This is a genomic window from Mycobacterium neglectum (assembly GCF_002591975.1).
GTDB classification, from domain to species: domain Bacteria; phylum Actinomycetota; class Actinomycetes; order Mycobacteriales; family Mycobacteriaceae; genus Mycobacterium; species Mycobacterium neglectum.
Genome location: NZ_NVQE01000003.1, coordinates 22,275 through 45,635, shown reverse-complemented (window position 1 = coordinate 45,635; position 23,361 = coordinate 22,275). Strand labels below are relative to the sequence as shown.

Annotated in this window: 13 protein-coding genes; 6 read left to right on the top strand and 7 right to left on the bottom strand. The window is 64.4% G+C overall.

Annotated elements, in window-relative coordinates; genetic code table 11:
* Position 1: 1 nt before the first annotated feature.
* On the bottom strand, positions 2-10,987 hold the full coding sequence (locus tag CSQ99_RS03465) for a type I polyketide synthase (RefSeq protein ID WP_099037849.1): 10,986 nt from the start codon (positions 10,985-10,987) through the stop codon (positions 2-4).
* 305 nt (positions 10,988-11,292) lie between these two features.
* Between CSQ99_RS03465 and CSQ99_RS03460 the strand changes: the two genes are divergently transcribed.
* Genes CSQ99_RS03460 through pe form a run of 3 tightly spaced genes read left to right on the top strand, consistent with a single transcriptional unit; the run spans position 11,293 to position 16,861 of the window.
* Positions 11,293-12,702, top strand: coding sequence for a condensation domain-containing protein (locus CSQ99_RS03460; protein ID WP_099037658.1), 1,410 nt, complete (start codon positions 11,293-11,295; stop codon positions 12,700-12,702).
* 39 nt (positions 12,703-12,741) lie between these two features.
* The gene (locus CSQ99_RS03455) at positions 12,742-15,723 is read left to right on the top strand and encodes an MMPL/RND family transporter (protein ID WP_099037657.1); all 2,982 of its coding nucleotides are present in this window, start codon (positions 12,742-12,744) and stop codon (positions 15,721-15,723) included.
* Between the two features lie 10 nt (positions 15,724-15,733).
* Positions 15,734-16,861, top strand: a complete 1,128-nt coding sequence (gene pe / locus CSQ99_RS03450; protein ID WP_099037848.1) for an acyltransferase PE — start codon at positions 15,734-15,736, stop codon at positions 16,859-16,861.
* Between the two features lie 7 nt (positions 16,862-16,868).
* On the opposite strand, the gene CSQ99_RS03445 is transcribed toward pe, so the two are convergent.
* On the bottom strand, positions 16,869-17,507 hold the full coding sequence (locus CSQ99_RS03445) for a GAP family protein (protein ID WP_099037656.1): 639 nt from the start codon (positions 17,505-17,507) through the stop codon (positions 16,869-16,871).
* A 68-nt stretch (positions 17,508-17,575) separates the two neighbouring features.
* On the opposite strand from CSQ99_RS03445, the gene CSQ99_RS03440 reads away from it, so the two are divergent.
* Positions 17,576-18,061 (top strand): flavin reductase family protein, encoded by a 486-nt coding sequence (locus CSQ99_RS03440; protein WP_099037847.1) that lies wholly within the window; start codon positions 17,576-17,578, stop codon positions 18,059-18,061.
* A gap of 3 nt (positions 18,062-18,064) precedes the next feature.
* Here the strand turns inward: CSQ99_RS03440 and CSQ99_RS03435 are convergent, their stop codons facing one another.
* The 5 genes from CSQ99_RS03435 to CSQ99_RS03415 form a co-directional block, all read right to left on the bottom strand.
* Positions 18,065-18,226 carry a hypothetical protein gene (locus CSQ99_RS03435; RefSeq protein ID WP_099037655.1) on the bottom strand — a complete coding sequence of 54 codons (162 nt, stop codon included), beginning with the start codon at positions 18,224-18,226 and terminating at the stop codon, positions 18,065-18,067.
* Between the two features lie 62 nt (positions 18,227-18,288).
* On the bottom strand, positions 18,289-19,041 hold the full coding sequence (locus tag CSQ99_RS03430) for a succinate dehydrogenase/fumarate reductase iron-sulfur subunit (protein ID WP_099037654.1): 753 nt from the start codon (positions 19,039-19,041) through the stop codon (positions 18,289-18,291).
* Positions 19,041-20,966, bottom strand: coding sequence for a fumarate reductase/succinate dehydrogenase flavoprotein subunit (locus CSQ99_RS03425; RefSeq protein WP_099037653.1), 1,926 nt, complete (start codon positions 20,964-20,966; stop codon positions 19,041-19,043). Before CSQ99_RS03425 ends, CSQ99_RS03430 begins: the two co-directional genes overlap by 1 nt.
* Before the next feature lie 39 nt (positions 20,967-21,005).
* Positions 21,006-21,842 (bottom strand): hypothetical protein, encoded by an 837-nt coding sequence (locus CSQ99_RS03420; protein ID WP_099037652.1) that lies wholly within the window; start codon positions 21,840-21,842, stop codon positions 21,006-21,008.
* Between the two features lie 40 nt (positions 21,843-21,882).
* The gene (locus CSQ99_RS03415; protein ID WP_099037651.1) at positions 21,883-22,179 is read right to left on the bottom strand and encodes a hypothetical protein; all 297 of its coding nucleotides are present in this window, start codon (positions 22,177-22,179) and stop codon (positions 21,883-21,885) included.
* A 110-nt stretch (positions 22,180-22,289) separates the two neighbouring features.
* On the opposite strand from CSQ99_RS03415, the gene CSQ99_RS03410 reads away from it, so the two are divergent.
* Both CSQ99_RS03410 and CSQ99_RS03405 read left to right on the top strand, forming a co-directional pair.
* Positions 22,290-23,048 (top strand): isocitrate lyase/PEP mutase family protein, encoded by a 759-nt coding sequence (locus tag CSQ99_RS03410; RefSeq protein ID WP_099037650.1) that lies wholly within the window; start codon positions 22,290-22,292, stop codon positions 23,046-23,048.
* Positions 23,049-23,058: 10 nt separating this feature from the next.
* Positions 23,059-23,340 (top strand): hypothetical protein, encoded by a 282-nt coding sequence (locus CSQ99_RS03405; RefSeq protein ID WP_099037649.1) that lies wholly within the window; start codon positions 23,059-23,061, stop codon positions 23,338-23,340.
* The last annotated feature ends 21 nt before the right edge of the window (positions 23,341-23,361 follow it).

Below are 23,361 nucleotides of genomic sequence, written 5' to 3'. Positions count from 1 at the left end.
CTCAGCCCTCGTCCGACGCGGGCATCTGATCGGCCAGGTACTCGGCAAGCAACCTGATCGTCGGATAGTCGAACACCGCCGTCGCGGTGATCGTGAACGCGCCACCGAACTGGCCGAACAACCGGTTCCGGAGTTCGACCGCCATCAGTGAATCCGTACCCAGATCCAGGAACCGGCTTGCTGCGGTCGGCGGTTGCGCAAGGCGGAGGAATTGCTGCACTTCACGCTGAAGGAACTCGGTAAGGAAATCGGCGCGCTGCGCGTCGGGTACCTCGTGCAGCTGCCGGAGCAACTCACTGTCGCCGGTCGATTCTGCTGCGGCACTGGGCAACACGTGGTCGAGAATCGGTGGACGAGAACCGGCGAGCACCTTCGCGGCGCGCTCCCAGTTGGCTTTTATGACGGTAGCCTGTCCCGCTCCGTGGGCGACGATCTCACCGAGCGCGGCCAGCGCGGCCGTGGGCTCCAGCGGAACAAGCCCCTGCGCACCGAGATTGGCGCGGGCCGCCTGTGAACTGGCCATGCCACCCCTGGCCCATGGGCCGAAGTTGACGCCAGTCGCAGGTAGGCCTTGCGCCGCGCGCTGCGCAACGAGGCCGTCGAGCAGCGCATTGGCCGTCGCATAGTTGGCCTGGCCGGGCGAACCGAGCACACTGGACACCGAAGAGGACACGACGAAGAAATCGAGATCGTCGTCACGTGTCAATCGATCCAGATGCCAAGCGCCGAATGCTTTGGGCGCCAATGCCGTCCGGAACCGCTCGACGGTCTGCTGCGACAGCAGCGCGTCGTCGAGCACGCCCGCCAAATGCACCACCCCGGCCAGCGGCGGCAGTTCCGTACGAATTCTCGCCAGCAGTTCGCCAACCTGGGTCTCATCGCCGACGTCGGCTGCGAAGATGTGGATGCGGCAGCGGTAGCGCTCTGCGGTGTCGGCGATTGCTCGCTCCGCGTCCGCATCGGGCGCGCGTCGGCTGGTCAACACGATGTCACCGGCCCCGAGTTGTGCGAGATACGACGCCATATGCAGACCGATCGCACCGAGTCCACCGGTGATCAGATAGCTCCGATCAGTCTGGGGCTGTAGCGGATTCGGCATTTGCAGCACGATCTTTCCGATGTGCCGAGCCTGCTGCATCCGCCGGAACGCGGTCCTCGCCTCTGTCAGCGGATAGATCTCGGCATGCAACGGAGTCCACACACCGTCGGCCAAGCCCTGGGAGACTTCGGCCAGCAGAACCCGAATGCGCTCGGGATCAGCCACAATGGTCCCGTCCAGCGCAACGACCCCGTAGTCGATGTCGGGACGTACGGCCGCCATCTGCTCGTGCGTCCAGATGTCCCGCTTGGCGATCTCGGCGAACCGGCCGTTCTTGGCAATGGCCCGCACCGTCGCGGCGACGAAGCCTTCGTTGGTCAAGCTGTTGAGTACGACATCAACACCGGAACCGCCGGTGTCCTCCAGGATCTGGTCAGCGAAATCCACACTGCGCGAGTCATATACGTACTGAACGCCCATCTTGCGCAGCATCGCGCGCTTGTACGTGCTTGCCGTCGCGAATACGGTCGCACCACGCTCCTGCGCCCATTGGATCGCGGCCAGACCGACACCGCCGCTGGCGGCGTGGATGAGCACCCGGTCGCCGGGCCGCAGCTGCGCCCAGTCGAACGCGAGCCGGACCGTCAACGCAGCGGCGGGAATAGTTGCCGCTGCCACCGGCCCCACCCCATCGGGCACCGGCGCCATCAACTGGGCCGGCACGTTCACCCGGCTGGCGAACGCACCCTGCATAAAGCCCATGACGCGTTGACCGATCGTCAACCCTGTGACGCCGGAGCCCAACTCGGTGACCACGCCAGAGAAGTCACCGCCGATCAGCCCGGGGTCGCCGGGGTAGAGGCCGAGCACATTGAGCACATCGCGGAAATTCAGGCCTGCGGCCTGAACCCGGATCTGTACCTCGCCCGGACTCGGTGGCGATACTTTCGTCTCTACAAGGCGCAGGTTGTCGATCGCGCCGCGCTCGGTCGGGGCCAGGACATAGTCAGTCGTGCGAGGTATGGCGAGGTGCCCGCTACGCGACCATGGCAGCAACCGGGACGCCAGGAACTTTCCCTGTCGCAGCGCGAGTTCGGGTTCTTCCACGGCTGCGCCCAGTAGGTCGACCAGCGCACTCACTGCCTTGTCTGACCCGTCGTGATCGACCAGCCGGCAGCGCAGTCTCTGCTCCTCGTTCATGATGTTGCGCCCGAGGCCCCACAGTGCCGCCTGCACGGGGTCGACGTGCTCGCCCGATTCGGTCGCCACGGCCCGTTCGGTGATGATCCACAGTCCGTCGGGAAGCAGTACTGCCTCGTCGGCCTGCAGGGCGTGCACGGCGCCGAGTAGGCCGGCGATCTCGGCCTCCAGCCGCGCGGCACCCTCTTCGCTCGATTCTTTCTCACCTGGTTCGGCGCTGCGCCACACGACGCCCGAGATCGGCTCGCCGCGCCCCTGCGCCTGCGCGAACAGCTGCTTCCAGTGCTCCGGATCGGTCGTGCGGTCGGTCGAAATGCAGCCCGGCAACCCGGCCGCCAATTTGTCGAATCCGGCAATCAACCAGGTGCCGTTGGCATTTGCGGCACTGTCTTTGGGCGGGGGAGGCACTTCGTGCCAGCCGAGGGTGTAGAGCAGCCGGGTTGCGTCGCCGCCGAGTCCGCGCAACAACGCTTCGCGTGGCGCGCGCTTCACCGTGAACTCGCGAATTCCACCGAGATGGCGGCCGTCGCGATCCACGAAATCGAGATCGAAGACCTGCGTCTCGCTGTCGAGACCACCGGCCTGCCATTTCGCCCGGCAGTAGAAGCGTCGCGGCATCCGCTCCCGAAGTATCACCTTGCCGTAGCGCAGCGGCAGGAACAGTTCGGGTATCGCCCCTTCCTCGGTCGCTGCCAGAAGCGCCGGGAAAGCGGGGAACGCAATTCCGGTGCACAGGTCGAGAAGTACGGGATGCACCGGCTCGGTTCCCAGATGTTCGGCGAGCTCATCGCCGATGGCGACATCGCCGATCGCCTCACCTTCACCGACCCAGAGCGATTTCAGCGATGTGGACCACGTGGGTCCCCAGGCCAGCTCCATGTCGGCGAAGGTCTCGAACAGCTGCTGCGGACGCGTGCGATTCAACCGCTCGATCGCCATGTCTATAGGGTCCACGGTGTCTGCAGCGTCGGCCAGCATCCCATCTTCGTCATCGATACCGGTGACGACGGTGCCATCGGCGTTCAACGACCACTCGGCATCGCGAACACCGTAGGGCCTGCTGTGTACCTTGAAAGTCCAGCCGCTGCCATCCTCGAGTGGATGCAATGTCAGCTGTATCTCCCGGGAATCCTTCTCCCTCAGGATGATCGGCTCGTAGAAGAAGACCTCTTGCACCCGCGCAGGTGCCTCGGCTGCGGCCAGAGCCATCGCGGCGTACGTGGCGCCCGGGACGACAACGGTGCCGTAGATGACGTGATGGGCGAGCCACGGCTGCGACTTGACCGACAGCCGGCTGGTGTAGACGGCGTCACCGGAGGCGAGATCCTTTGCACTACCTAAGATTCCGGATACGGGGCCGCCATTGGTGCTGATGCCGGAAGTTTTGGGCCAGAAGCGACGGCGCTGGAACTGATAGGTGGGCAGTTCGACTTTTCGGCGTGATCCCTGATGTAGGGCCGTGAACTCGGGACGGTGCCCGGACACATAGCTCGCTGCCAGCGCCTCGGCGATCTGCCGCCGCGCATCGACGCCCTTGCGCAGCGAGACGATCGCACGCGGCGCGTCCGACGATTCGGGCCAGGCCTGCAGCGCAGCTGCGGTCAATACCGGTTGGGGCCCGATCTCCATCACCACGGAGCAGCCGAGCGCCGCCAGGGTGCGTACGCTTTCGGTGAACTGCACGGGCTGACGTGAGTGCCGCCGCCAGTACTGCGCGTTCAGCGGGGTTTCCGCCGTGAGGACCGCGCCGGTCCGGTTGCAGACCAGCGGACGGGTGGGCGTGGCGAACTGCAGCTTCGCTGCGAAGGCCTCGAATTCGCCGAGCACCGGCTCGAGCAGTTCCGAGTGGAACGCGTGACTCGTCTCCAGCCAGGTGCAGCGGAATCCGTCGCCGCTGGCTGCGGCGACGATCTGTTCCAGATCCTCGCCGGGACCCGAGAGCACCGTGTTTCGGCCGTTGTAGGCGGCGACCGAAACCCGGTCGAACTTGTCAGCGGCGTGCTCCACCTGCTCGGCGTCGGCGAACACCGCCACCATCCGACCGCCCTCGGGCAGACTGCCGAACAGCCGGCCGCGTTCGGCGATCAACCGCGCACCGTCCTCGAGGCTGAACACTTCCGCGACACACGCGGCCGCGTACTGGCCCACACTGTGCCCGAGCACCACGTCGGGCTCGATGCCCCACGACTGCCACAGCCGGGCCAGGCCCATCTCGACGGCGAAGAGAGCAGGTTGGGCAATAGATGTGTGGCGCAGTGCTTTTCCGGCATCACCTCCGACGGCCCCATCGTTGTCGAACACCACGTCCAGCAGTGGGCGCTGCAGTATCGGATCGACGGCTTCCGCGCACCGTCGCACGGTGTCGGCGAATACCGGTTCGGTGTCGAACAACTCGCGTGCCATCCCGGGGTACTGGCTGCCCTGCCCGGTGAACAGCCATGCCGTAGTGGGTGGGTCAGTGCACTCGCCGCGCATCGCGCCCGGACGCAGCCGGTTCTCCACCAATTCGGTCAGGTGCTCCGAGGCCTCCCGGACCGAACTCACGACCAGCGCGGCCCGGTGTTCGAAATGGGAACGTCCCACGCCGGCCGTCGAGCACACGTCGGCGATGTCGACGTCTGGGTTGGCGTCCAGCCAGGCCCCGTACCGCCGTGCCACCGCGACCAAACCCTGCGATGACCGCGCCGACAGGGGCAGCACGCTGGCGGTCGCCGCGACATCGTGTGCCGGGCATTCGCCGACTCCGTCAGCGGTGGGATCCTCTTCGCGCGAGCACTCATCGGCGGTTGCCGGTGCCTCCTCGATGAGCACATGCGCATTCGTGCCGGTGAATCCGAAGGAACTGACCCCGGCACGTCGCGGCCTGCCGTTGGTCAGCCACGGAGTCGGCGTGTCAACGACGCGCACAGCCAGGGAGTCCCACGGAATATGCGGTGACGGATTCTCGAAATGCAGGTTCTGCGGCAATACCTCGTTCTCCAAGGACAACACGACCTTGACCAGACCGGCGATCCCCGCTGCAGATTCGAGGTGCCCGATGTTGGTCTTCACCGATCCCATCAGCAGCGGTCGGTTCGGGTCACGGCCGGCGCCGTACACGGCCGCGGCCGCCTGTACCTCAATCGGGTCGCCCAGCGCGGTGCCGGTCCCGTGCGCTTCGAGGTAATCGATGTCACTGCCGCTGAAACCGGCACGTGCCAGGGCTGCGCTGATGAGCCGTTGCTGTGCACCACCGTTGGGCACCGTCAGACCACTGGAAGCGCCGTCCTGATTCACCGCGCTGCTCCGGATGACCGCACGAACCCGGTCGCCGTCGCGCTGCGCATCGCTGAGCCTCTTGAGCACCAGGATCCCGCATCCTTCACTGCGGACATAACCGTCAGCGGCGGCGTCGAAGGTCTTGCATCGACCATCGGGGGACAACATCCTGGCACGCGATGCGGCGATGATGGACGTCGGGCTCAGCAATACGTTCACGCCACCGGCCAGCGCCAGATCGCAGTCACCGGAGTGCAATGCCTGGCACGCCTGGTGAACGGCCACCAGCGACGAACTGCATGCGGTATCCACCGCCACCGCCGGACCTTCCAGCCCAAGCGCAAAGGCAACCCGGCCCGAGATGGCGTTGAGCGCATTGCCCGTGATGAAGTGGGCCTCAATGGTGTCGACCGAGTCAGTCGAAAGCAGCTGCGAATACTCGTTGGCGGCCACCCCTACGAACACGCCACTTCGACTGCCGCGCAGGGATGTTGGCGCGTATCCGGCCCTTTCCAGGCCCTCCCAGGCAATTTCGAGCATCAGTCGCTGCTGTGGATCCATCCACAGCGCCTCGCGCGGGGAAATGCCGAAGAACTCCGGATCGAAACCGCCGATCTCCTCGAGGTATCCGCCGCAACGGGTATAGATCTTGCCCGGTGTCGCCTGATCCGGGTCGTAGAACTCGTCGATGTCGAAGCGATCATCGGGGATCTCCCGGATCGCATCGACGCCCTCGGAAAGCAGCTCCCAGAACGCGTCGGGGTCGGGTGATCCCGGAAAACGGCACGCCACCCCGATGATCGCGATCGGTTCATCGACCGATGTTGTGGTCATCGAGGCCGGCTGGACCACCGGCCTGGCGGCTGCTTGTTCGGTGAGACCCAGCACGTCGCGGAGCAGGTAGTCCGCCATGTCGGTAAGACCTGGATAGTCCATCGCGAGCGTCGCAGGCAGCTGCTTGCCCACCGCATGTTCGAGCCGTCGCCGAAGTTCGACGGCCATCAGCGAATCCATGCCGAGGTCGAAGAATCCGGCCTCCTCGCGGATTTCCGCCGCGTCGATCAGCGTCACCTCCGCGACGGTATTGCGCAGGTGTTCCAGGACGAGCTTCTTGCGCTGCTGCACCGGAGCGAGCGTGAGCTGTTCGACCAACCGAGTGGTCTCCGGCGATCCCGACGACGAGGGCGCCGAGTCGGGTACCTCGCGCGCCAGCTCCGCGAGGAACGACCGCGGCCCCATCTGCAGGTAGATCGGCAGGAAGCGGGCCCAGTCCACCCGCGCCACCACGGCTTGTGCTGTCTCCTGCGACGAGGAAGACGCCATGAGGTCGGCCATCCCCGCCAGCGCGTCAGCGGGCGGCAGTGTGCGGACCCCGCGCCGATCCAGTTGCGCACGGGCGTCCTCGTCGGCCATGCCCGCCGACCACGGACCGAAGTTGACGCTGAGCCCGCGGACACCCTCCTTGCGCTGCCGCCAGGCCAACCCGTCGAGGAAGGCGTTCGCTGCGCTGTAAGCGGACTGGCCGAAGCTGCCCCATACCGACGAGATCGATGAGGTGCTGAGGAAGAAGTCCAGGTGCATGCCCCGGGATACTTCGCTCAAATGCCAAGCACCCCAGACCTTCCCGGCGAATACCCGCTCCACCTCGGCGTCGTCCAATGAGCTCAGCGGCGTGGTGCTGTTTTCGCCTGCCGCATGGACGATGCCGGCTAGCGGTGGTAGTTCGGCCTGCATGGTGCCGAAGAGGCGAGCGACGTCGTGTGGATTGGCAACATCAGCCGCGATGACCCGAAAGTCGGTGCCGTGCTGTGCGCTCAGTGCATCGATGCGCCGTTGCACTGCGTCACTGGGGGAGCGTCGGCTGGTCAACACCAGATGGCGGGCACCGTGCGCAGCGAGGTATCCGGCGATCTCCAGGCCGAGTGAACCCAGTCCTCCGGTCACCAGATACGTTGCGTCGTCGCGTAATTCCAGCGGTGTGGCAATCGGCTGCCCGGTTCGTCGAACCAGCCGGGGTACATAGACCCTTTCATCACGTGACGCAACTTGGTCTTCGTGGCGGGGTGTCCCCAACAACTGGGTGATCAACCGCGACCACTGGTCGGCACGGCTTTCAGGGTGACGTCCGGACAGATCGGCCAGTCCGCCCCACACTTGGGGGTACTCCAGGGCGGCGGCGCGACAGAATCCCCACAGGCAGCTCTGCACTGGGGACACCGTGTCTGCGCTGGTGACCCTTTGTGCGCCTTGGGTTACCACCCAGATAGGTCTGCGGAGTTCGGCGGCTGCTGCAGCGCGGAAGAGTCGCCGTGTTCCGCCAAGGACTCGGTGTTGCATCCGCAACAACGACCCGATCGATGGTGCAGTGTCTGCGTCCAGAGCCGCGACGTGCAGGATGCGCAGCTGCGGCTCGTCGGTGACCGCAGCGCGCAACGCGGCTTCGAGTCGTTGCTCGTCGGGGTCTGACAGTGGCAAGCCGAGAAAACGGTGACGGTGGCCATGGGCGGTCAGTGCCTCGACCAGTGGCTGAACTGTCTCGTTGTCATCGCCGATCAGCAGCCAGGCAGATCCCTCGCCGACTTCCACCTCAGAGACGGCCGCAGACTCCTCCCAGCGTACCTCGTACCGCGCGTCCGCGATCGACTGTGCATTGCGTTGTTGGTTATGTTGCGCAGCAAGCCTATTCAGCACGTCAGCGGTCTGTTGATTGCCGCTCGAACCGTCTAGAAGGGTAGCGAGCTCCTCAATTCGGCCGTCTTCGAGGAGTTGGACGGCTTCGGTACGCGTCGCGTTGATCTGGGTCGGTGCAACCCGCTTGTCCCGAAACCAGTACCCACGACGCTGGAACGGATAGGTGGGCAGGTCGAGCTTGTGGGCCTGTCCCAGCGCAAGCGCGCTGAAGTCGGGCCGGTGGCCGGCGACGTATGCGTTGGCAAGGGCTTCGGTGATCTGGCGGTGGTCGGCGCCATTGCGTCGCAGCGATGCGATCGCTCGTGGCGCGGTCGCGAGGTCAGGCCATGCGCGCAGAGCGGACGCGGTGAGTACCGGTTGCGGACCGACCTCCAGTAGTACTGCGCAGCCGAGATCAGCGAGCGTGCCCACGCTCTTGGCGAACTCGATCGGCTGTCGCGCGTGCCTGCGCCAATAGGGGCCGTCGAGCTTGGCGTTCCGGCCCAAGGCGGCGCCGGTACGGTTGCAGATCAGCGTCCGTTGTGGCGCCTTGAAATCGAACTGGCGCGCGTAGGACTCGAATTCGTCGAGCACCGGATCCAGCAGCGCCGAGTGGAAGGCATGGCTGGTTTCCAACCAGTCGCAACGGATACCTGCGGCCTTCAACGCGGTGACCGCCGAGTCCAGATCCTCTGCCGGTCCCGACAGGACGGTGTTGGCACCGTTGTAGGCGGCCACCGACAACCGCGGGAACTCATCGGTGCAGCCTTCGACCCGCTCGGCGGCGGCAAAGACCGCGACCATCCGACCGCCGGTCGGCAGGCCACCAAAAAGGCGGCCCCGCTCGGCGATCAACAACGCGCCGTCCTCGAGGCTGAACACGCCCGCGACGCACGCGGCGGAATACTGGCCGACGCTGTGACCCAGCACCACGTCGGGTTGGAAACCCCACGACTGCCAGAGCCGGGCGAGGCCCATCTCGACGGCAAACAAGGCGGGTTGGGCGTACTCGGTGCGGCGCAACGTGTCGTCGCCGTTCGCGTCGAATATGACGTCCAATAGGGGTCTTTCGACCACATCGGCCACCGCGTCCGCGCACCGGGTCATGGTCTCGGCGAAGATCGGCTCGGTCTCGAACAACTCCCGGGCCATACCGGCGAACTGGCTACCTTGCCCTCCGAACAACCACGCCGTCTTGGGCGTGTCAGCGCAATCCGCTCGCACCAAACCCGGGGCCGGCCGGTCGTCGGCGAGCGCATCGAGCAACTCGCGCGCAGATTCCGTCGAGTTCACCACCAACGCGGCCCGGTGTTCGAAATGGGATCGCCCCGCCCCGGCGGTGAAGCACACATCCGCCAGCGTCGCGTCCGGATTTGCGATCAACCAGCTGCGGTGTTGATTCGCGCTCTCTATCAGGGCGGGCGGGGTGTGCGCCGATAGCGGAAGCACCATGAACCGTCGCCCGTCGGGCGGCGTTGTGGGCACCGAAACCCGTTCCAACTGAGGAGCTTCGGAGATGATGACGTGGGCGTTGGTACCGGAAAACCCGAACGAACTGACTCCTGCAATCCGGGGCCGACCGCTTCGTTCCCACGCGGTGGCCTCGTCGACCACCCGCACCGGCAGCCGGTCCCACGGAATGTGTGGCGACGGCTTGGTGAAATTCAAATGCTTCGGCAATTCCTGGTGCTCGAGCGACAGGATGACCTTGATGACACCTGCGATCCCCGCGGCGGCCTCCAGGTGCCCGATATTCGTCTTGACCGAACCGATCAACAGCGGCTGGCGGGCGTCGCGTCCGTTGCCGAGCGCCGCGGCCGCGGCCTGGACCTCGATCGGATCGCCAAGCGATGTCCCCGTCCCGTGTGCCTCCAGGTATCCGATGTCGCCGGCTGCAATGCCGGCGCGGTGCAGCGCCTCGGTGATCACTTTTTGCTGGGCGACACCGTTCGGCACCGTCAAACCGCCCGACGCGCCGTCTTGATTGATAGCGCTGCCCCGGATCACCGCCCGGATCCGGTCACCGTCGCGGATTGCGTGTTCAAGCCGTTTCACCACGATGACACCGCAACCCTCGCCGCGCACGTAGCCGTCCGCGGCCTCGTCGAATGTCTTGCACCGGCCATCGGGCGCAAGCATGTGTGCCCGGGAAAAGGTGATCATCGTCTGTGGACTGAGCAGGACGTTCGCACCGCCTGCCAGCGCGAGATCACATTCCCCGAGCCGCAGCGCTTGGCAGGCCTGATGGATTGCCACCAAGGACGAGCTGCACGCGGTGTCGACCGTGATCGCCGGGCCCTGCAGTCCCAACCGATAGCTGATTCGGCCGGCCCCCGCGGCTGCCGCGGTGCCGATCGCCATATAGGCTTCGATGTCCTCGTCGGGCAGCTCGTTCGATGCCATAGCCAGGTAGTCATGGGTGGACAAACCCACGAATACCCCGGTGTTGCTGTTGGCCAAGGCCGTTGGCGCGATACCCGAATGCTCAACCGCCCGCCAGGCCGTCTCCAGCAACAGTCGATGCTGCGGGTCCATCAGGGTGACTTCGCGCGCCGTCACCCCGAAAAACGGTGCATCGAACCCCGCTACATCATCAATGAAGCCGGCCCGGCGGGTGACGATCTTGCCGGGCGTATCGGCATCCGTGCTGAAGAACTCCTCGGCATCCCATCTGTCGTGTGGCACCTCAGATACGGCATCGCGGCCCTGCTGCAGCACGTCCCAGAACTCGTCTGTATTCGCCGCTCCAGGTAGGCGCGCCGCGTAGCCGATTATCGCAAAACCCGGTTCCGACTCAGTCGGATGTCCGGCAGATGTCATGCGGTTGTCCTCCATGCGTTGCCTGGTGATCTGCGATCCTTCGCGGGAGACCCTGTGTATGCCCCTGGATCAATCCGCGAGGGGCACGCCTCGCCGGGGCAGTATGGCACTTAGTTGTAGGAGCCCGGGTGCCTCCGACTGGCGGGGACTTCAAAACCTTAAACTGTCAATCATCACCCAGCTATTCGGGGCCGTGCGCCGATGCGGGTTGTATGGGTCCGTACCAGCTACGGTGTTCGCCGCAGCGGCTATGTTGATCGCCACGAGAGCTGCCGGACCGCAGCTGCTAGACCCGGGAGAAAATATTGCGCATCGGGAAGATTTCGATCGGCTCAATTGAAGATTGGTCACTGAGCCCTGGCCCGGTCACCTCCTGGCACCCGACACCCACGTCTGCAGAAAAGGCGCGAAATGCGCCGGTCAGTTCTGTACCCGTCAGCTATATGCAGGAGCAACACCTTCGCGGCCATTGCGAGCAGGCCGCGTCGGGGCTCGAATATTCCCGTCAAATCATCGCTACTTGCGAAGTGGCCGGCCAGTGCGATATCGCGGCTATGAATCAGGCGCTCAACGCATATCTGCGGCGCCACGGCACCTTTCGCAGTTGGTTCGAGTACCGCGGCGAAGGAGATGTCATCAGGCACACCCTCGAGGATGCCGCCGATATCGAATTCGAGCCCATCGATCATGGTCAGATGGGCATCGAAGACCTTCGCAAGCACATCGTGGCGATACCCACTCCACTGGAATGGGGTTGCTTCACCTTCGGGGTCATTCAAAGCGAGAATCACTTCACGTTCTACGCCAGCGTGGATCACGTCCACGGGGACGCGGCGTTGATTGGGATCACCATGCTGGAGACCCACGGAATGTACAACGCGTTCAAGTCAGGCGACGAGCCTCTTCAGTTGCCTGATGCGGGCAGCTTCGACGATTTCTGTATCCAAGAACGCCTGGCTACGTCAGCCCTCACCCTTGATTCGCCGGAGGTACGCGCGTGGATTGAACTCGCCGAGAACAACGACGGAAGCTTGCCCGAATTCCCTTTGCCACTGGGTAATCCGATGGATTTGGCTCCAAGCGATCTGGTCGGGGAAGTCCTCATGGACACCGAGCAGACGGCACGATTCGAAGCGGCCTGCACAGCCGCCGGTGCCCGGTTCGTCGGCGGCCTGTTCGCGTGCCTCGCGATGGTCGAACACGAGTTCACGGGCGCCCCCACATATTTCGGACTTACTCCAAGAGATACCCGCAGATCGTCGGACAACTTCATGACCCAAGGCTGGTTTACCGGGTTGGTGCCGATTACCGTCCCGATCGCCGCGACATCTTTCGCGCAGGCCGCGTGGACGGCGCAGACTTCTTTTGATTCGGGTCAGAGTATGGCGAAGGTGCCGTATTACCGGGTATTGGAATTGGCGCCGTGGCTGGACAGACCCCGTCCGAACTTTCCGGTATCGAACTTCTTCCACGCAGAGGCCGCCCCGCTCAACGCGGTGCTCGCGGCAGCTGACTTGGGCCTCGCCGACAATATCGGGATCTACTCCGACGGCAGATACTCCTACCAACTGACCACCTATATTTTTCGGTACGAGGGCGGCACGGCAGTGGGAATCATGTACCCCGACAATCCGGTCGCTCAGAAATCAGTTGCCCGATATACGGAAGCGATGAAATCCGCCTGTGTGCGGGTCGCCGATAGCGGAAATTGGTGACACGGTGCATCGGCGTGGCACCGAATTGCGTGGCCTGATATGCGACGGCTAGCCGACCTCGTGGTGCGGTGGCCCCTGGCGGTGATAGGGGTCTGGCTCGCGATTGCGATCGCACTGCCCCTGACGTTGCCGAGCCTCAACGAGATGGCTCAGAGGCATCCGCTTGCGATCCTGCCAAGCGACGCTCCGTCAAGTGTCGCCGCGCGACAGATGACTGAGGCATTTGAGGAATCGGGCACGGACAACCTCCTGCTCGTGGCGCTGATCAACGAGAACGGGCTTCGACCCGCCGACGAAAACGCCTACCGCAAGCTGGTCGATGCGCTGCGCGACGATGTGACGGATGTCGTGATGTTGCAGGACTTCGTCAGCACCCCGCAATTGCGTCCGATCTTGACGAGCGAGGACAAGACGACCTGGGTGTTGCCGGTCGGCCTCGCGGGCGAGTTGGGTACGCCGCGGGGCTACGACGCCTTCAACCGAGTTGCCGACGTCGTCAAACACAACGTTTCCCTTGCCGCCGGCGCGAATCTGACCGTTGCGCTCACCGGACCCGCGGCCACCGTTGCCGACCTCACCGACGCAGGCGAACAGGATCGCCTGCCGATCGAGCTTGCGATTGGCGTCCTGGTACTCCTCGTTCTGCTCGTGGTGTACCGCAACCCGATCACCATGCTGCTGCCGCTGGCGGCGATCGGGGTGTCGTTGGTGACGGCCCAATCCATCGTGGCCGGATTCTCCCAAGTCACCGGACTGGGCGTTTCCAACCAGTCGATCGTATTTCTGACCGCGATGATCGCCGGCGCGGGAACGGATTACGCGGTCTTCCTCATCAGTCGCTATCACGACTACCTGAGGCTCGGGTCGGACTACGAAGAAGCGGTCAAGCGGGCGCTGATCTCGATTGGAAAGGTGATCACCGCATCTGCCGCGACGGTAGGCATCACCTTCCTCGGTATCAGCTTCGCCAAAATGGGGGTCTTTTCCACCGTCGGTGCGTCCTCGGCCATCGGCATCGGTGTGGCATACCTCGCCGCCCTGACCTTGCTACCGGCCATTCTGGTGCTGGCCGGGCCACGCGGGTGGGTCAAGCCACGGCGCGAACTCACCGCCCGGTTCTGGCGACATTCGGCGATACGCATCGTGCGGCGGCCCAGGACCCACCTGGTTGCCAGTGTGCTCGTCTTGGTCATCCTTGCCAGCTGCGCGACCCTGGCGAACTACAACTACGACGATCGCAAGGCCCTGGGACCCTCGGTTCCGAGCTCGGTCGGGTATGCCGCGCTCGAGCGCCATTTCAACGTCAGCCAGGCCATCCCCACCTACATCCTCGTCCAGTCGCCGCACGACCTGCGCACACCGCGGGCTCTCGCGGACCTGGAGCAGATGGCACAACGAGTCAGCCAACTACCGAACATCGCGCTGGTCAGCGGCATCACCCGACCGTTGGGGGTGGTGCCGCAAGAGTTCAGGGCGACCTATCAGGCGGGGATCGTCGGCGATCGGCTCGCGGTCGGCTCCGCCCAGATCGGCGACAACACCGAGGACCTCAACCGACTCGCCAACGGGGCCAACACGCTGGCCGACAGCCTTGGCGAGATCCGCGCTCAGATCAACCAGATCGCGCCCAGTCTCCAGGGCCTCATCGACGCATTTTCTTCCATGAGAGGCGAACACGGTGGGGACAAGTTGGTCAGAGATGTCGACACCGCTGCCAAGCTCGTCGACAGCATCAATTCACTCGGCAACTCCATTGGCTTGAACTTCACGACCGTCACGGACATGTTCGCCTGGGTGGGTCCGGTGCTGCTGGCGCTGAATGGCAACGCGATCTGCGACGCCAATCCCTCATGCAGCAATACCCGAACCCAGTTCCAGAAAATTGTCGCCGCCGAGAACGACGGGAGCGTCGGCCGGATCAATCAGCTGGCCCGACAGCTGCAGGGTTTCGAGGATCGACAGACACTCAACGCGACCGTGAACCAACTCAACCGTGCGCTCGCACAACTCCAAGGCGCGATTCAATCCATGGGTCTGGACCAGCCCGGCGGCTTCCAGGCGGGCGTGACCGACCTTCGGCAAGGAGCCGACCGCCTCGCCAGCGGGAGCCACGAAGTCGCTGGCGGAGTCGACCAACTCGTTGCTCAAATCAAGCTCATGGGTGCCGGACTTCGCGAGGCGTCGGCGTTTCTGCGGACGATGAAAAATGATGCCTCGGACCCGTCGATGGCCGGGTTCAATGTTCCGGCCCAGGTGCTGGATCTGGACGAGTTCAAGAAAGCCGCGCAGATGTTCATCTCGCCCGACGGCCATACCGTGCGGTACCTGGTTCAAACCAAGCTCGATCCCTTCAGCACCGAGGCCATGGATCAAGTCAATACGATCGGCGACACCGCCTCTGGAGCCCAACCGAACACCACGCTGGCTGACGCATCGATAACGATGGGTGGGTTCCCCGCCGCACTTCGGGACACGCGCGACTACTACGAGCAGGACATCCGTTTCATCATGCTCGTGACCATCGTCGTCGTGCTGCTGACCTTGATGGTGCTGCTGCGCGCGGTGGTCGCCCCGCTCTACCTGGTTGCCTCCGTGGTCATTTCGTATTTCGCGGCAATCGGTCTGTCCGTCCTGGTGTTCCAATACCTACTCGGTCAGCAATTGCATTGGAGTGTGCCCCCGCTGGCGTTCGTGGTTCTGGTCGCAGTCGGTGCCGACTACAACCTGTTGTTCGTGTCGCGCATGCGCGACGAGTCGCCGCGCGGCATGCGATACGGCGTCATCCGCACCCTGACGTCGACCGGGGGTGTAATCACCGCGGCAGGGTTGATCTTCGCCGCGTCGATGAGCGGTCTGCTGTTCTCCAGTATCAGCACGGTCGTGCAGGGCGGTTTCGTGATCGGCGTCGGTGTCCTGCTGGACACCTTCCTGGTCCGGACCGTCACGGTGCCCGCCGTGGCTACATTGGTAGGACGGGCCAACTGGTGGCCGTCACGGTTGAGCTCGCAGCGGCCGGATTAAGGAAGTGGGATTGAAGAGAGTTCTCGCATTCGCTACCGCGCTGATCACCTTCGGCGGCGCAGGATGTTTCGGCTTCGGTATCGCGGCGGCCGACGAACCGCCGCCCACGCCGACGCAAACGGACGGGTCACCGCCGCTGGGGACGCCGGGCAGGGGCTACGCACTCGGCGGAGCACACGTTCTTGGCATTCCCTATGACGAATACATCATGCGCACGGGTGCGGACTGGTTCCCCGGTCTGGACCGGCAGATCGTCGACTACCCCGCAGGACAGGTCCAGGGCCACACCCTGGAACGGATGTTTCCCGGTGTCGGTCGGCTCGATGATGGCTTTCCAGGTCTGGGTCTCGACGGCCCCAGCGTCGGCGAGTCGGTCGACGAAGGTGCGCCCAACCTCATCGAAGCGATCCGCGCCGGCGGTCCCGGCACCGCGATCGGCCTGTCCGAAGGTGCGATGGTGCTCAATGAAGTGCAGGCTCGGCTCGCGTACGACCCGGCCGCTCCGCCGCCGGATCAGTTGAGCTTTGCGATGTACGGCGATCCGGTGGCACGCCACGCCTTCGGTGAGAGTTTTCTGACGCAGATGTTTCCTGTCGGCGGCGTCGCTCCGTCACTCGATTACCGAATCCCCCCTCCGGTCGAAAGCCAGTACGACACCTACCATTTCGTCTCCGCGTACGACAGCATCGCCGACTGGCCGGACAGGCCGGACAACTGGCTGGCACTCGCCAACGCAGTGGTGGGACTCGCGACCGGACACACGGCGGTGGCGTTCACCGACCCGAGTATGGTGCCGCCGCAGAACATTCGAACGAGCGTCAACTCCAGGGGCGCGAAAACGACGACGTACTTGATTCCAGAGGAACACCTCCCGCTGGTGCTGCCCTTCAAGTATCTCGGGGTGCCCAAGGAGACACTGATGAAACTCGACGCGATCCTGCAGCCCTACGTGGACAGGGGATATTCGCGAAGCGACGATCCGTTGACCGCTCCGATCACGGTGGATCCGGTGAACGGTTATGACCCGGCGGCGGTCACCGCACCGGCCACCCAGGCCGCCTTCGGCGGCGCCGCCGACCCGATCTCACAGCTCATGTCTGGCTTCCAGTACATGTTGAACAACCAGCCCCAGCCTTGACGTCGGCCTAGGAGCCCAGAACTCCGACGACAACCAGCACGCAACCGACGGCTGCCAACAGTGCTGCCACATCGCGTCTTCTTCGCGAGCGAAGCCAGTCGTGCAGCGACGTCATCGCCGCCTGGGTCCGGCCCGGCGCCACCAGATACCCGAGCAGCGGGATCTCGACGAACGCAAAAGCCACTGCATTGAACGTCAGCAGGGCACCGACCTGCGTGGCTGCCGCAGCGCCTGAGGCGGCGATGACCGCCAGCGCGGCAAGGTAGTCGATCGACGGCAGCGCGATGCCAAGGCCCGCTGCGGCGCCCACCCACGGCGAACGGCCGTCGGCGAGGCGGCGAGCCCACGCCGTGAAACGGTGGCCATCGGGTCGCGCGGGCCGGACTGCGATGACCGCGGCGGTCAGCAGCGCGAGCACCCCGATCACGACCTGGACCCTGGGCAACGTGAACTGCTCGGGACTCACCGCGGAGCGCGCGACGAACAGCACCACCAGACCTACGGTGACCCCCATCGCGAAGCCGCCGCACAAGAACGCGAACAGCTGCAGCAGCGGTCGCGGACGGTTGAGCATCAGTACCGTCATCCCGACCCGAAACGGCTCGAAGCTGACGGCGACAGCCATCACCAGCAGGGTGATCCACATCGGGTGCCAAACCTACCGCCCCGGGTCGGCTGTCCCGCGGTGCCGGTTCGCGTGTGAAAATGGAATCGATGAGCGAAAACGATCTGAGCCCCACGTCGTTGCGGGAGGCGTTCGGGCATTTTCCGTCCGGCGTCATCGCGATAGCCGCCGAGGTCGACGGTGTTCGAGTGGGTCTGGCGGCGAGCACGTTCGTCCCCGTGTCGCTGGACCCGCCGCTGGTGAGTTTTTGCGTGCAGAACTGTTCGGAGACGTGGCCCAAGCTCAAGGACCTACCCCACCTGGGTATCAGCCTGCTCGGTGAATTGCACGACGCCGCGGCGCGCGCACTGGCGGCCAAGACCGGCGATCGGTTCGCCGGCCTCGAGACGCACTCGCGGGAATCAGGCGCGGTCTTTGTCGGGGGCACCAGCGTGTGGCTGGAGAGCACGATTGAACAATCGATCCCGGCCGGCGATCACACCATCGTCATCTTGCGGGTCAGGGACATCACCGTGCATGACGATGTGCCACCGATCGTGTTCCACCGCAGCACATTCCGTCGCTTGGGCGCCTGACCCTCAGGGGCGCGCTGCCAGCTCCTCGCGGTAGCCGTTGATGCGCGCCTCGATCTCCTCGGCGTCGTCGTCGCGGCCCTCCTTACGGGCCAACTCGGCGCGACTGGTGAGCTCACGAATCGCTGTGCGGATGTCGTTGATGCTGTGGGGTTCCCGCAGACTCATAGCGCCGCCTTTCAGTCGATGATCGGCCGCATTCCTTGAGGCTACCCGCGGGAGCGCCTAACCTAACCCCGCTTGAACAGCTTGTTCCCGAGCCACACCACGGGGTCGTACTTGCGATCGGCGGCACGCTCCTTGAGCGGGATCAGCGCATTGTCAGTGATCTTGATGTGCTCGGGGCACACCTCGGTGCAGCACTTGGTGATATTGCAGAAGCCGAGGCCGTTCTCCTCCTGCGCCTGCACCGAGCGGTCGTGCCGGGTGTCCAATGGATGCATGTCGAGCTCGGTTTGCCGCATCAGATACCGCGGGCCCGAGAAGGCCTTCTTGTTCTCCTCGTGGTCGCGCACCACGTGACAGGTGTTCTGGCACAGGAAGCACTCGATACACTTGCGGAACTCCTGTGACCGGTTCACGTCCTCCTGCATCATCCGGTACTCGCCGGGCTGCAGGTCCTTGGGTGGCGTGAACGACGGTATCTCCCTGGCCTTCTCGTAGTTGAAGGACACATCGGTGACGAGGTCTCGGATCACCGGGAACGTGCGCAGAGGTGTGACCGTGATGGTTTCGGTCGGATCGAACGTCGACATCCGCGTCATGCACAGCAGCCGTGGCCGGCCGTTGATCTCGGCCGAGCACGATCCGCACTTGCCCGCTTTACAGTTCCATCGCACGGCGAGGTCACCGGTCTGCGTCTGCTGCAGCCGGTGAATGATGTCGAGCACCACCTCGCCCTCGTTCACCTCGACCGAATAGTCCTGCAGGTCGCCGCCGCTCTCGTCGCCGCGCCACACCCGCATATTCGCTTGGTAACTCATCAGGCTCTCCTTGCCGAATGGTTGGCGAGCTCCTCGGATGTGAAGTACTTCTCCAGCTCTTCGACCTCGATGAGCTCGAGCAGGTCTTCGCGCATCGGGATCTGGTCCTCGCGGGTGATGGAGACATCCGGAACGACGCCCTCGGCCCCCCCGGTTTGGCTGGCACGACATACCAGCAGCGTTTTACGCCACGTCGAATCCATCGATGGATGGTCGTCGCGGGTGTGCCCGCCCCGGCTTTCGGTGCGCTCCAGCGCGGCCATGGCGATGCATTCGCTGACAATCAGCATGTTGCGCAGATCGATGGCCAGGTGCCAGCCGGGATTGAAGTGCCGGCCGCCCTCAACGCGGACGCGCTTGTAGCGTTCCCTCAGTTCCTTGAGCTTGTCGATCGCGTCGGACACCTCGTCGGCCTTGCGGATGATGCCGACCAGCGTGTTCATCGAGTCCTGCAGGTCAAGCTGCAGTGTGTAGGGATTCTCCGATGCGTCGCCGTTGGACGGGCCCTCGAACGGCGCGAGAGCCAGCTTGGCCGCGTCGTCGACGGCCGCCTCCGACACTTTTGGCCGGTCGGCGAGGGAGCGTACGTAGTCCGCGGCGCCCATCCCCGCGCGTCTGCCGAACACCAGCAGGTCGGACAACGAGTTGCCGCCGAGGCGGTTCGATCCGTGCATACCGCCCGAGCACTCACCTGCGGCGAACAGTCCGGGAGTCTTCGCCGCACCGGTGTCGGGATCCACCTCGACACCGCCCATCACGTAGTGGCACGTCGGCCCGACTTCCATGGGCTCCTTGGTGATATCCACCTCGGCGAGCTCCATGAACTGGTGATACATGGAGGGCAGCCGACGTTTGATCTCCTCGGCGGGCAGCCGCGACGCGATGTCGAGGAAGACGCCGCCGTGCGGGGAATTCCGACCGGCCTTGACCTCAGAGTTGATGGCACGGGCCACCTCGTCGCGCGGCAGCAGGTCAGGGGTCCGGCGTGCGGAGTCGTTGTCCTTGAGCCACTGGTCGGCTTCTTCGATGGACTCGGCGTACTGGCCCTTGAAGACCGGCGGGATGTAGTCGAACATGAACCGCTCACCCTCGGAGTTCTTCAGCACTCCGCCGTCACCGCGCACACCCTCGGTGACCAGGATGCCCTTCACGCTGGGCGGCCACACCATGCCCGTGGGGTGAAACTGGACGAACTCCATGTTGATCAAGGTCGCGCCGGCCCGCAGTGCCAGGGCGTGCCCGTCGCCGGTGTACTCCCACGAGTTCGAGGTCACCTTGTAGGACTTGCCGATGCCGCCGGTTGCCAGCACCACCGCGGGCGTCTCGAACAGGACGAAGTTGCCACTCTCGCGCCAGTAACCGAACGCGCCCGCAATCCTGTCGCCGTCCTTCACGAGGTCGGTGATGGTGCATTCGTGGAAGACGCGGATGCGCGCCTCGTAGTCGCCGAACTCGGCCTTGTCCTCTTGCTGTAGCGAGACGATCTTCTGCTGCAACGTGCGGATGATCTCCAGACCCGTGCGGTCGCCGACGTGGGCGAGGCGGGGATAGGTATGGCCGCCGAAGTTGCGCTGGCTGATCCGCCCGTCCTTGGTGCGGTCGAAGAGCGCACCGTAGGTCTCCAGCTCCCAGACGCGGTCCGGCGCCTCCTTGGCGTGCAGCTCGGCCATGCGCCAGTTGTTGAGGAACTTCCCGCCGCGCATGGTGTCGCGGAAGTGCACCTGCCAGTTGTCCTTGGAGTTCGCATTACCCATCGCGGCGGCGCATCCACCCTCGGCCATCACGGTGTGCGCCTTGCCGAACAACGACTTCGTGATCACGGCCACCTTCATGCCGCGTTCCCGCGCCTCGATGACCGCACGCAAACCCGCGCCGCCGGCACCGATCACGACCACGTCGTACTCGTGCCGCTCTAGCTCACTCATCAACTCTCACTTCATCTTTCGAAACTGGGCTATGGAATGTCATGGAATGATCGGCAGATCTTTGAGACCCAACGAGACGCTCATGATGTAGAAGTCGGTCAGCATCAATGTGCCGAGCGTGATCCACGCGTACAGCTTGTGCCGGGTATTCATCCTGCTGATTTGTGTCCACATCCAGTAGCGCGCTGGGTGTTTCGAGAAATGCTTGAGGCGCCCACCGACGACGTGCCTGCAGGAGTGGCAGGACAGCGTGTACACCCAGAGCATGATCACGTTGACCCAGAGGATCAGGTTGCCGATGCCGAATCGGAATCCGCTGTCGGGGAACATCGCCAACACCGCGTCGTAGGTGTTGATCACCGAGATGATGCCCGCGATGTAGAAGAAGTAGCGGTGCGTGTTCTGGATGATGAGCGGGAAGCGTGTCTCACCAGTGTATTTCGCGTGCGGTTCGGCCACTGCGCACGCGGTCGGCGACTGCCAGACCGAGCGATAGTAAGCGCCGCGGTAGTAGTAACACGTCAGCCGGAACAGGAGTAGGAACGGCAGCGAAAGCGCCGCGTACGGCAGGAACCAGACGTCGGGCAGGAAAGTGCCGAAATGGGCTGCGCCTGCAGGGCATCCGGACCCGGTCGCCGCGTCGTAATTGACCACGCATGGCGAATAAAACGGCGTCAGGTAGTTGTACTGCTCGACGTAGAAGTGGTCCTGCATGAACGCCCGCGCCGTCGCGTAGATGACGAACGCCGCGAACCCGAGGTCTGTCCATATGGGCGACTTCAACCAGTTGTCCGTGCGCAGGGTGCGCTGCGGAATCTGGGCACGGCCCGGCGAGAAGACGCCGGTCGCCTTGCGGTCGGCGGTGGGTGCGCTCACTATTGCCTTTCGGTGGTGATGTGTCCCGGTCGGTCCGCGCCTAGCGCGTACCGCCGAGACCCTCGTCGTCGACATCGCGCCAGAAGTCGGTGTCGTACGCGGTGTCGGGGATCGGAATTCTCTCGCCGGCATGGTGGTGGTGAACCACCCCGCGAGCGAGCTCCAGTTCCTCGGCGTCAATGTCTAGGCGGTCGATGTCGTTGAGGATCCGTTCGGCGTCGTTGACGATCCGACGCGTCGCAGGGCTGTCGCCGTACCTCGACGCCAACGATGTGACACACCGCCGAAGGCTTCCGATTAGCTCGTGCAATTCGGCAAGTTCGGTTGTGCTGGACAATTGACCTCCTTGGGCTGAAGGGTGTCAGGCATCACGTTACGACACCTGTTGCTAGTCACATCATGCAGTACGTAGTGAGACGGATCACGTCTGAAGCGGAGGTTTGCCAAATGCCTGACCAGGAACTCAAGCAACGAGCCGAATCATTGCTCGCGCTGCACCAGGCCGGGAACCCGGTGGTACTGCCGACAGTGTGGGATGCCTGGTCGGCCAAGCTGGCCGTCGATGCGGGGTTTGCCGCCCTCACGATTGGCAGCCACCCGCTGGCCGACTCCATCGGCAAGGAGGACGGGGAGGTGATGTCGTTCGACGATGTCCTGACTCGGGTGGCGCAGATCACGTCAGCGGTCGACGTGCCGATCTCGGTCGACATCGAGTCCGGATACGGCGAATCGGCCAGCCGCCTCATCAATGGGCTCCTTCAGGCCGGAGCCGTCGGGCTGAACATCGAAGACTCCGTGCACAAAGAGGGCAAGCGCCTGCGGTCGTCTGCCGAGCACGCCGAGTTGGTCGGGGCGCTGCGCGAGGCCGCCGACGAATCGGGTGTGCACGTGGTCGTCAACGCACGGACGGACCTGTTCCTGCGTGCCGACGGCGACGAGTCCGATCGCGTGGATCGCGCGATCGCACGCCTCACCGAGGCCGCGGCCGCCGGCGCCGATTCGCTCTACCCGGTCGGCCGTCACGAACCGGAGACGATGCGCCGCTTGACCTCTGAGCTGCCGTTGCCCGTCAACGCGATCGCGATTCCCGATCAGGACGACCCCGCGTCGTTCGGACCGCTCGGCGTCGGGCGGATCAGCTTTGGTCCATTCCTGCAGCAGGCTCTGTCAGGGAGTGCCAGGCAGATGTTGCAACGCTGGGCATAGCATTCCGCGTGTGTCGAGCGACGACGAGCCGAACTGGCAGGACCAGAAACCGGTGGTGTGGTCGGGCGGTGTGGCGGCGCTGCTCCTGGTGGCGCTGCTCATCTTCGCCGTGATGCGCACCTCGGATTCGTCGAAGGTGCCAGAAACGGTGCCGATCCCTACGTCATCGGCGACTCCGTCGACGTACACCACGTCGTCGACGTCGACCACCAGCTATACGGTGCCGAGGATCCAGACGAGCGAAGAAAACCCCGTCAACCCCGTCACACCCGTCACCCCCGGTCCCGGCTGACGCTCACAGCGGGTGATCGCC

Excerpts from the sequence above, each read along its gene's own strand:
- CSQ99_RS03465 (WP_099037849.1), bottom strand. The coding sequence starts at position 10,987 with ATGACATCTGCCGGACATCCGACTGAGTCGGAACCGGGTTTTGCGATA.
- CSQ99_RS03455 (WP_099037657.1), top strand. The coding sequence starts at position 12,742 with ATGCGACGGCTAGCCGACCTCGTGGTGCGGTGGCCCCTGGCGGTGATA.
- CSQ99_RS03445 (WP_099037656.1), bottom strand. The coding sequence starts at position 17,507 with ATGTGGATCACCCTGCTGGTGATGGCTGTCGCCGTCAGCTTCGAGCCG.
- CSQ99_RS03440 (WP_099037847.1), top strand. The coding sequence starts at position 17,576 with ATGAGCGAAAACGATCTGAGCCCCACGTCGTTGCGGGAGGCGTTCGGG.
- CSQ99_RS03435 (WP_099037655.1), bottom strand. The coding sequence starts at position 18,226 with ATGAGTCTGCGGGAACCCCACAGCATCAACGACATCCGCACAGCGATT.
- CSQ99_RS03430 (WP_099037654.1), bottom strand. The coding sequence starts at position 19,041 with ATGAGTTACCAAGCGAATATGCGGGTGTGGCGCGGCGACGAGAGCGGC.
- CSQ99_RS03425 (WP_099037653.1), bottom strand. The coding sequence starts at position 20,966 with ATGAGTGAGCTAGAGCGGCACGAGTACGACGTGGTCGTGATCGGTGCC.
- CSQ99_RS03410 (WP_099037650.1), top strand. The coding sequence starts at position 22,290 with ATGCCTGACCAGGAACTCAAGCAACGAGCCGAATCATTGCTCGCGCTG.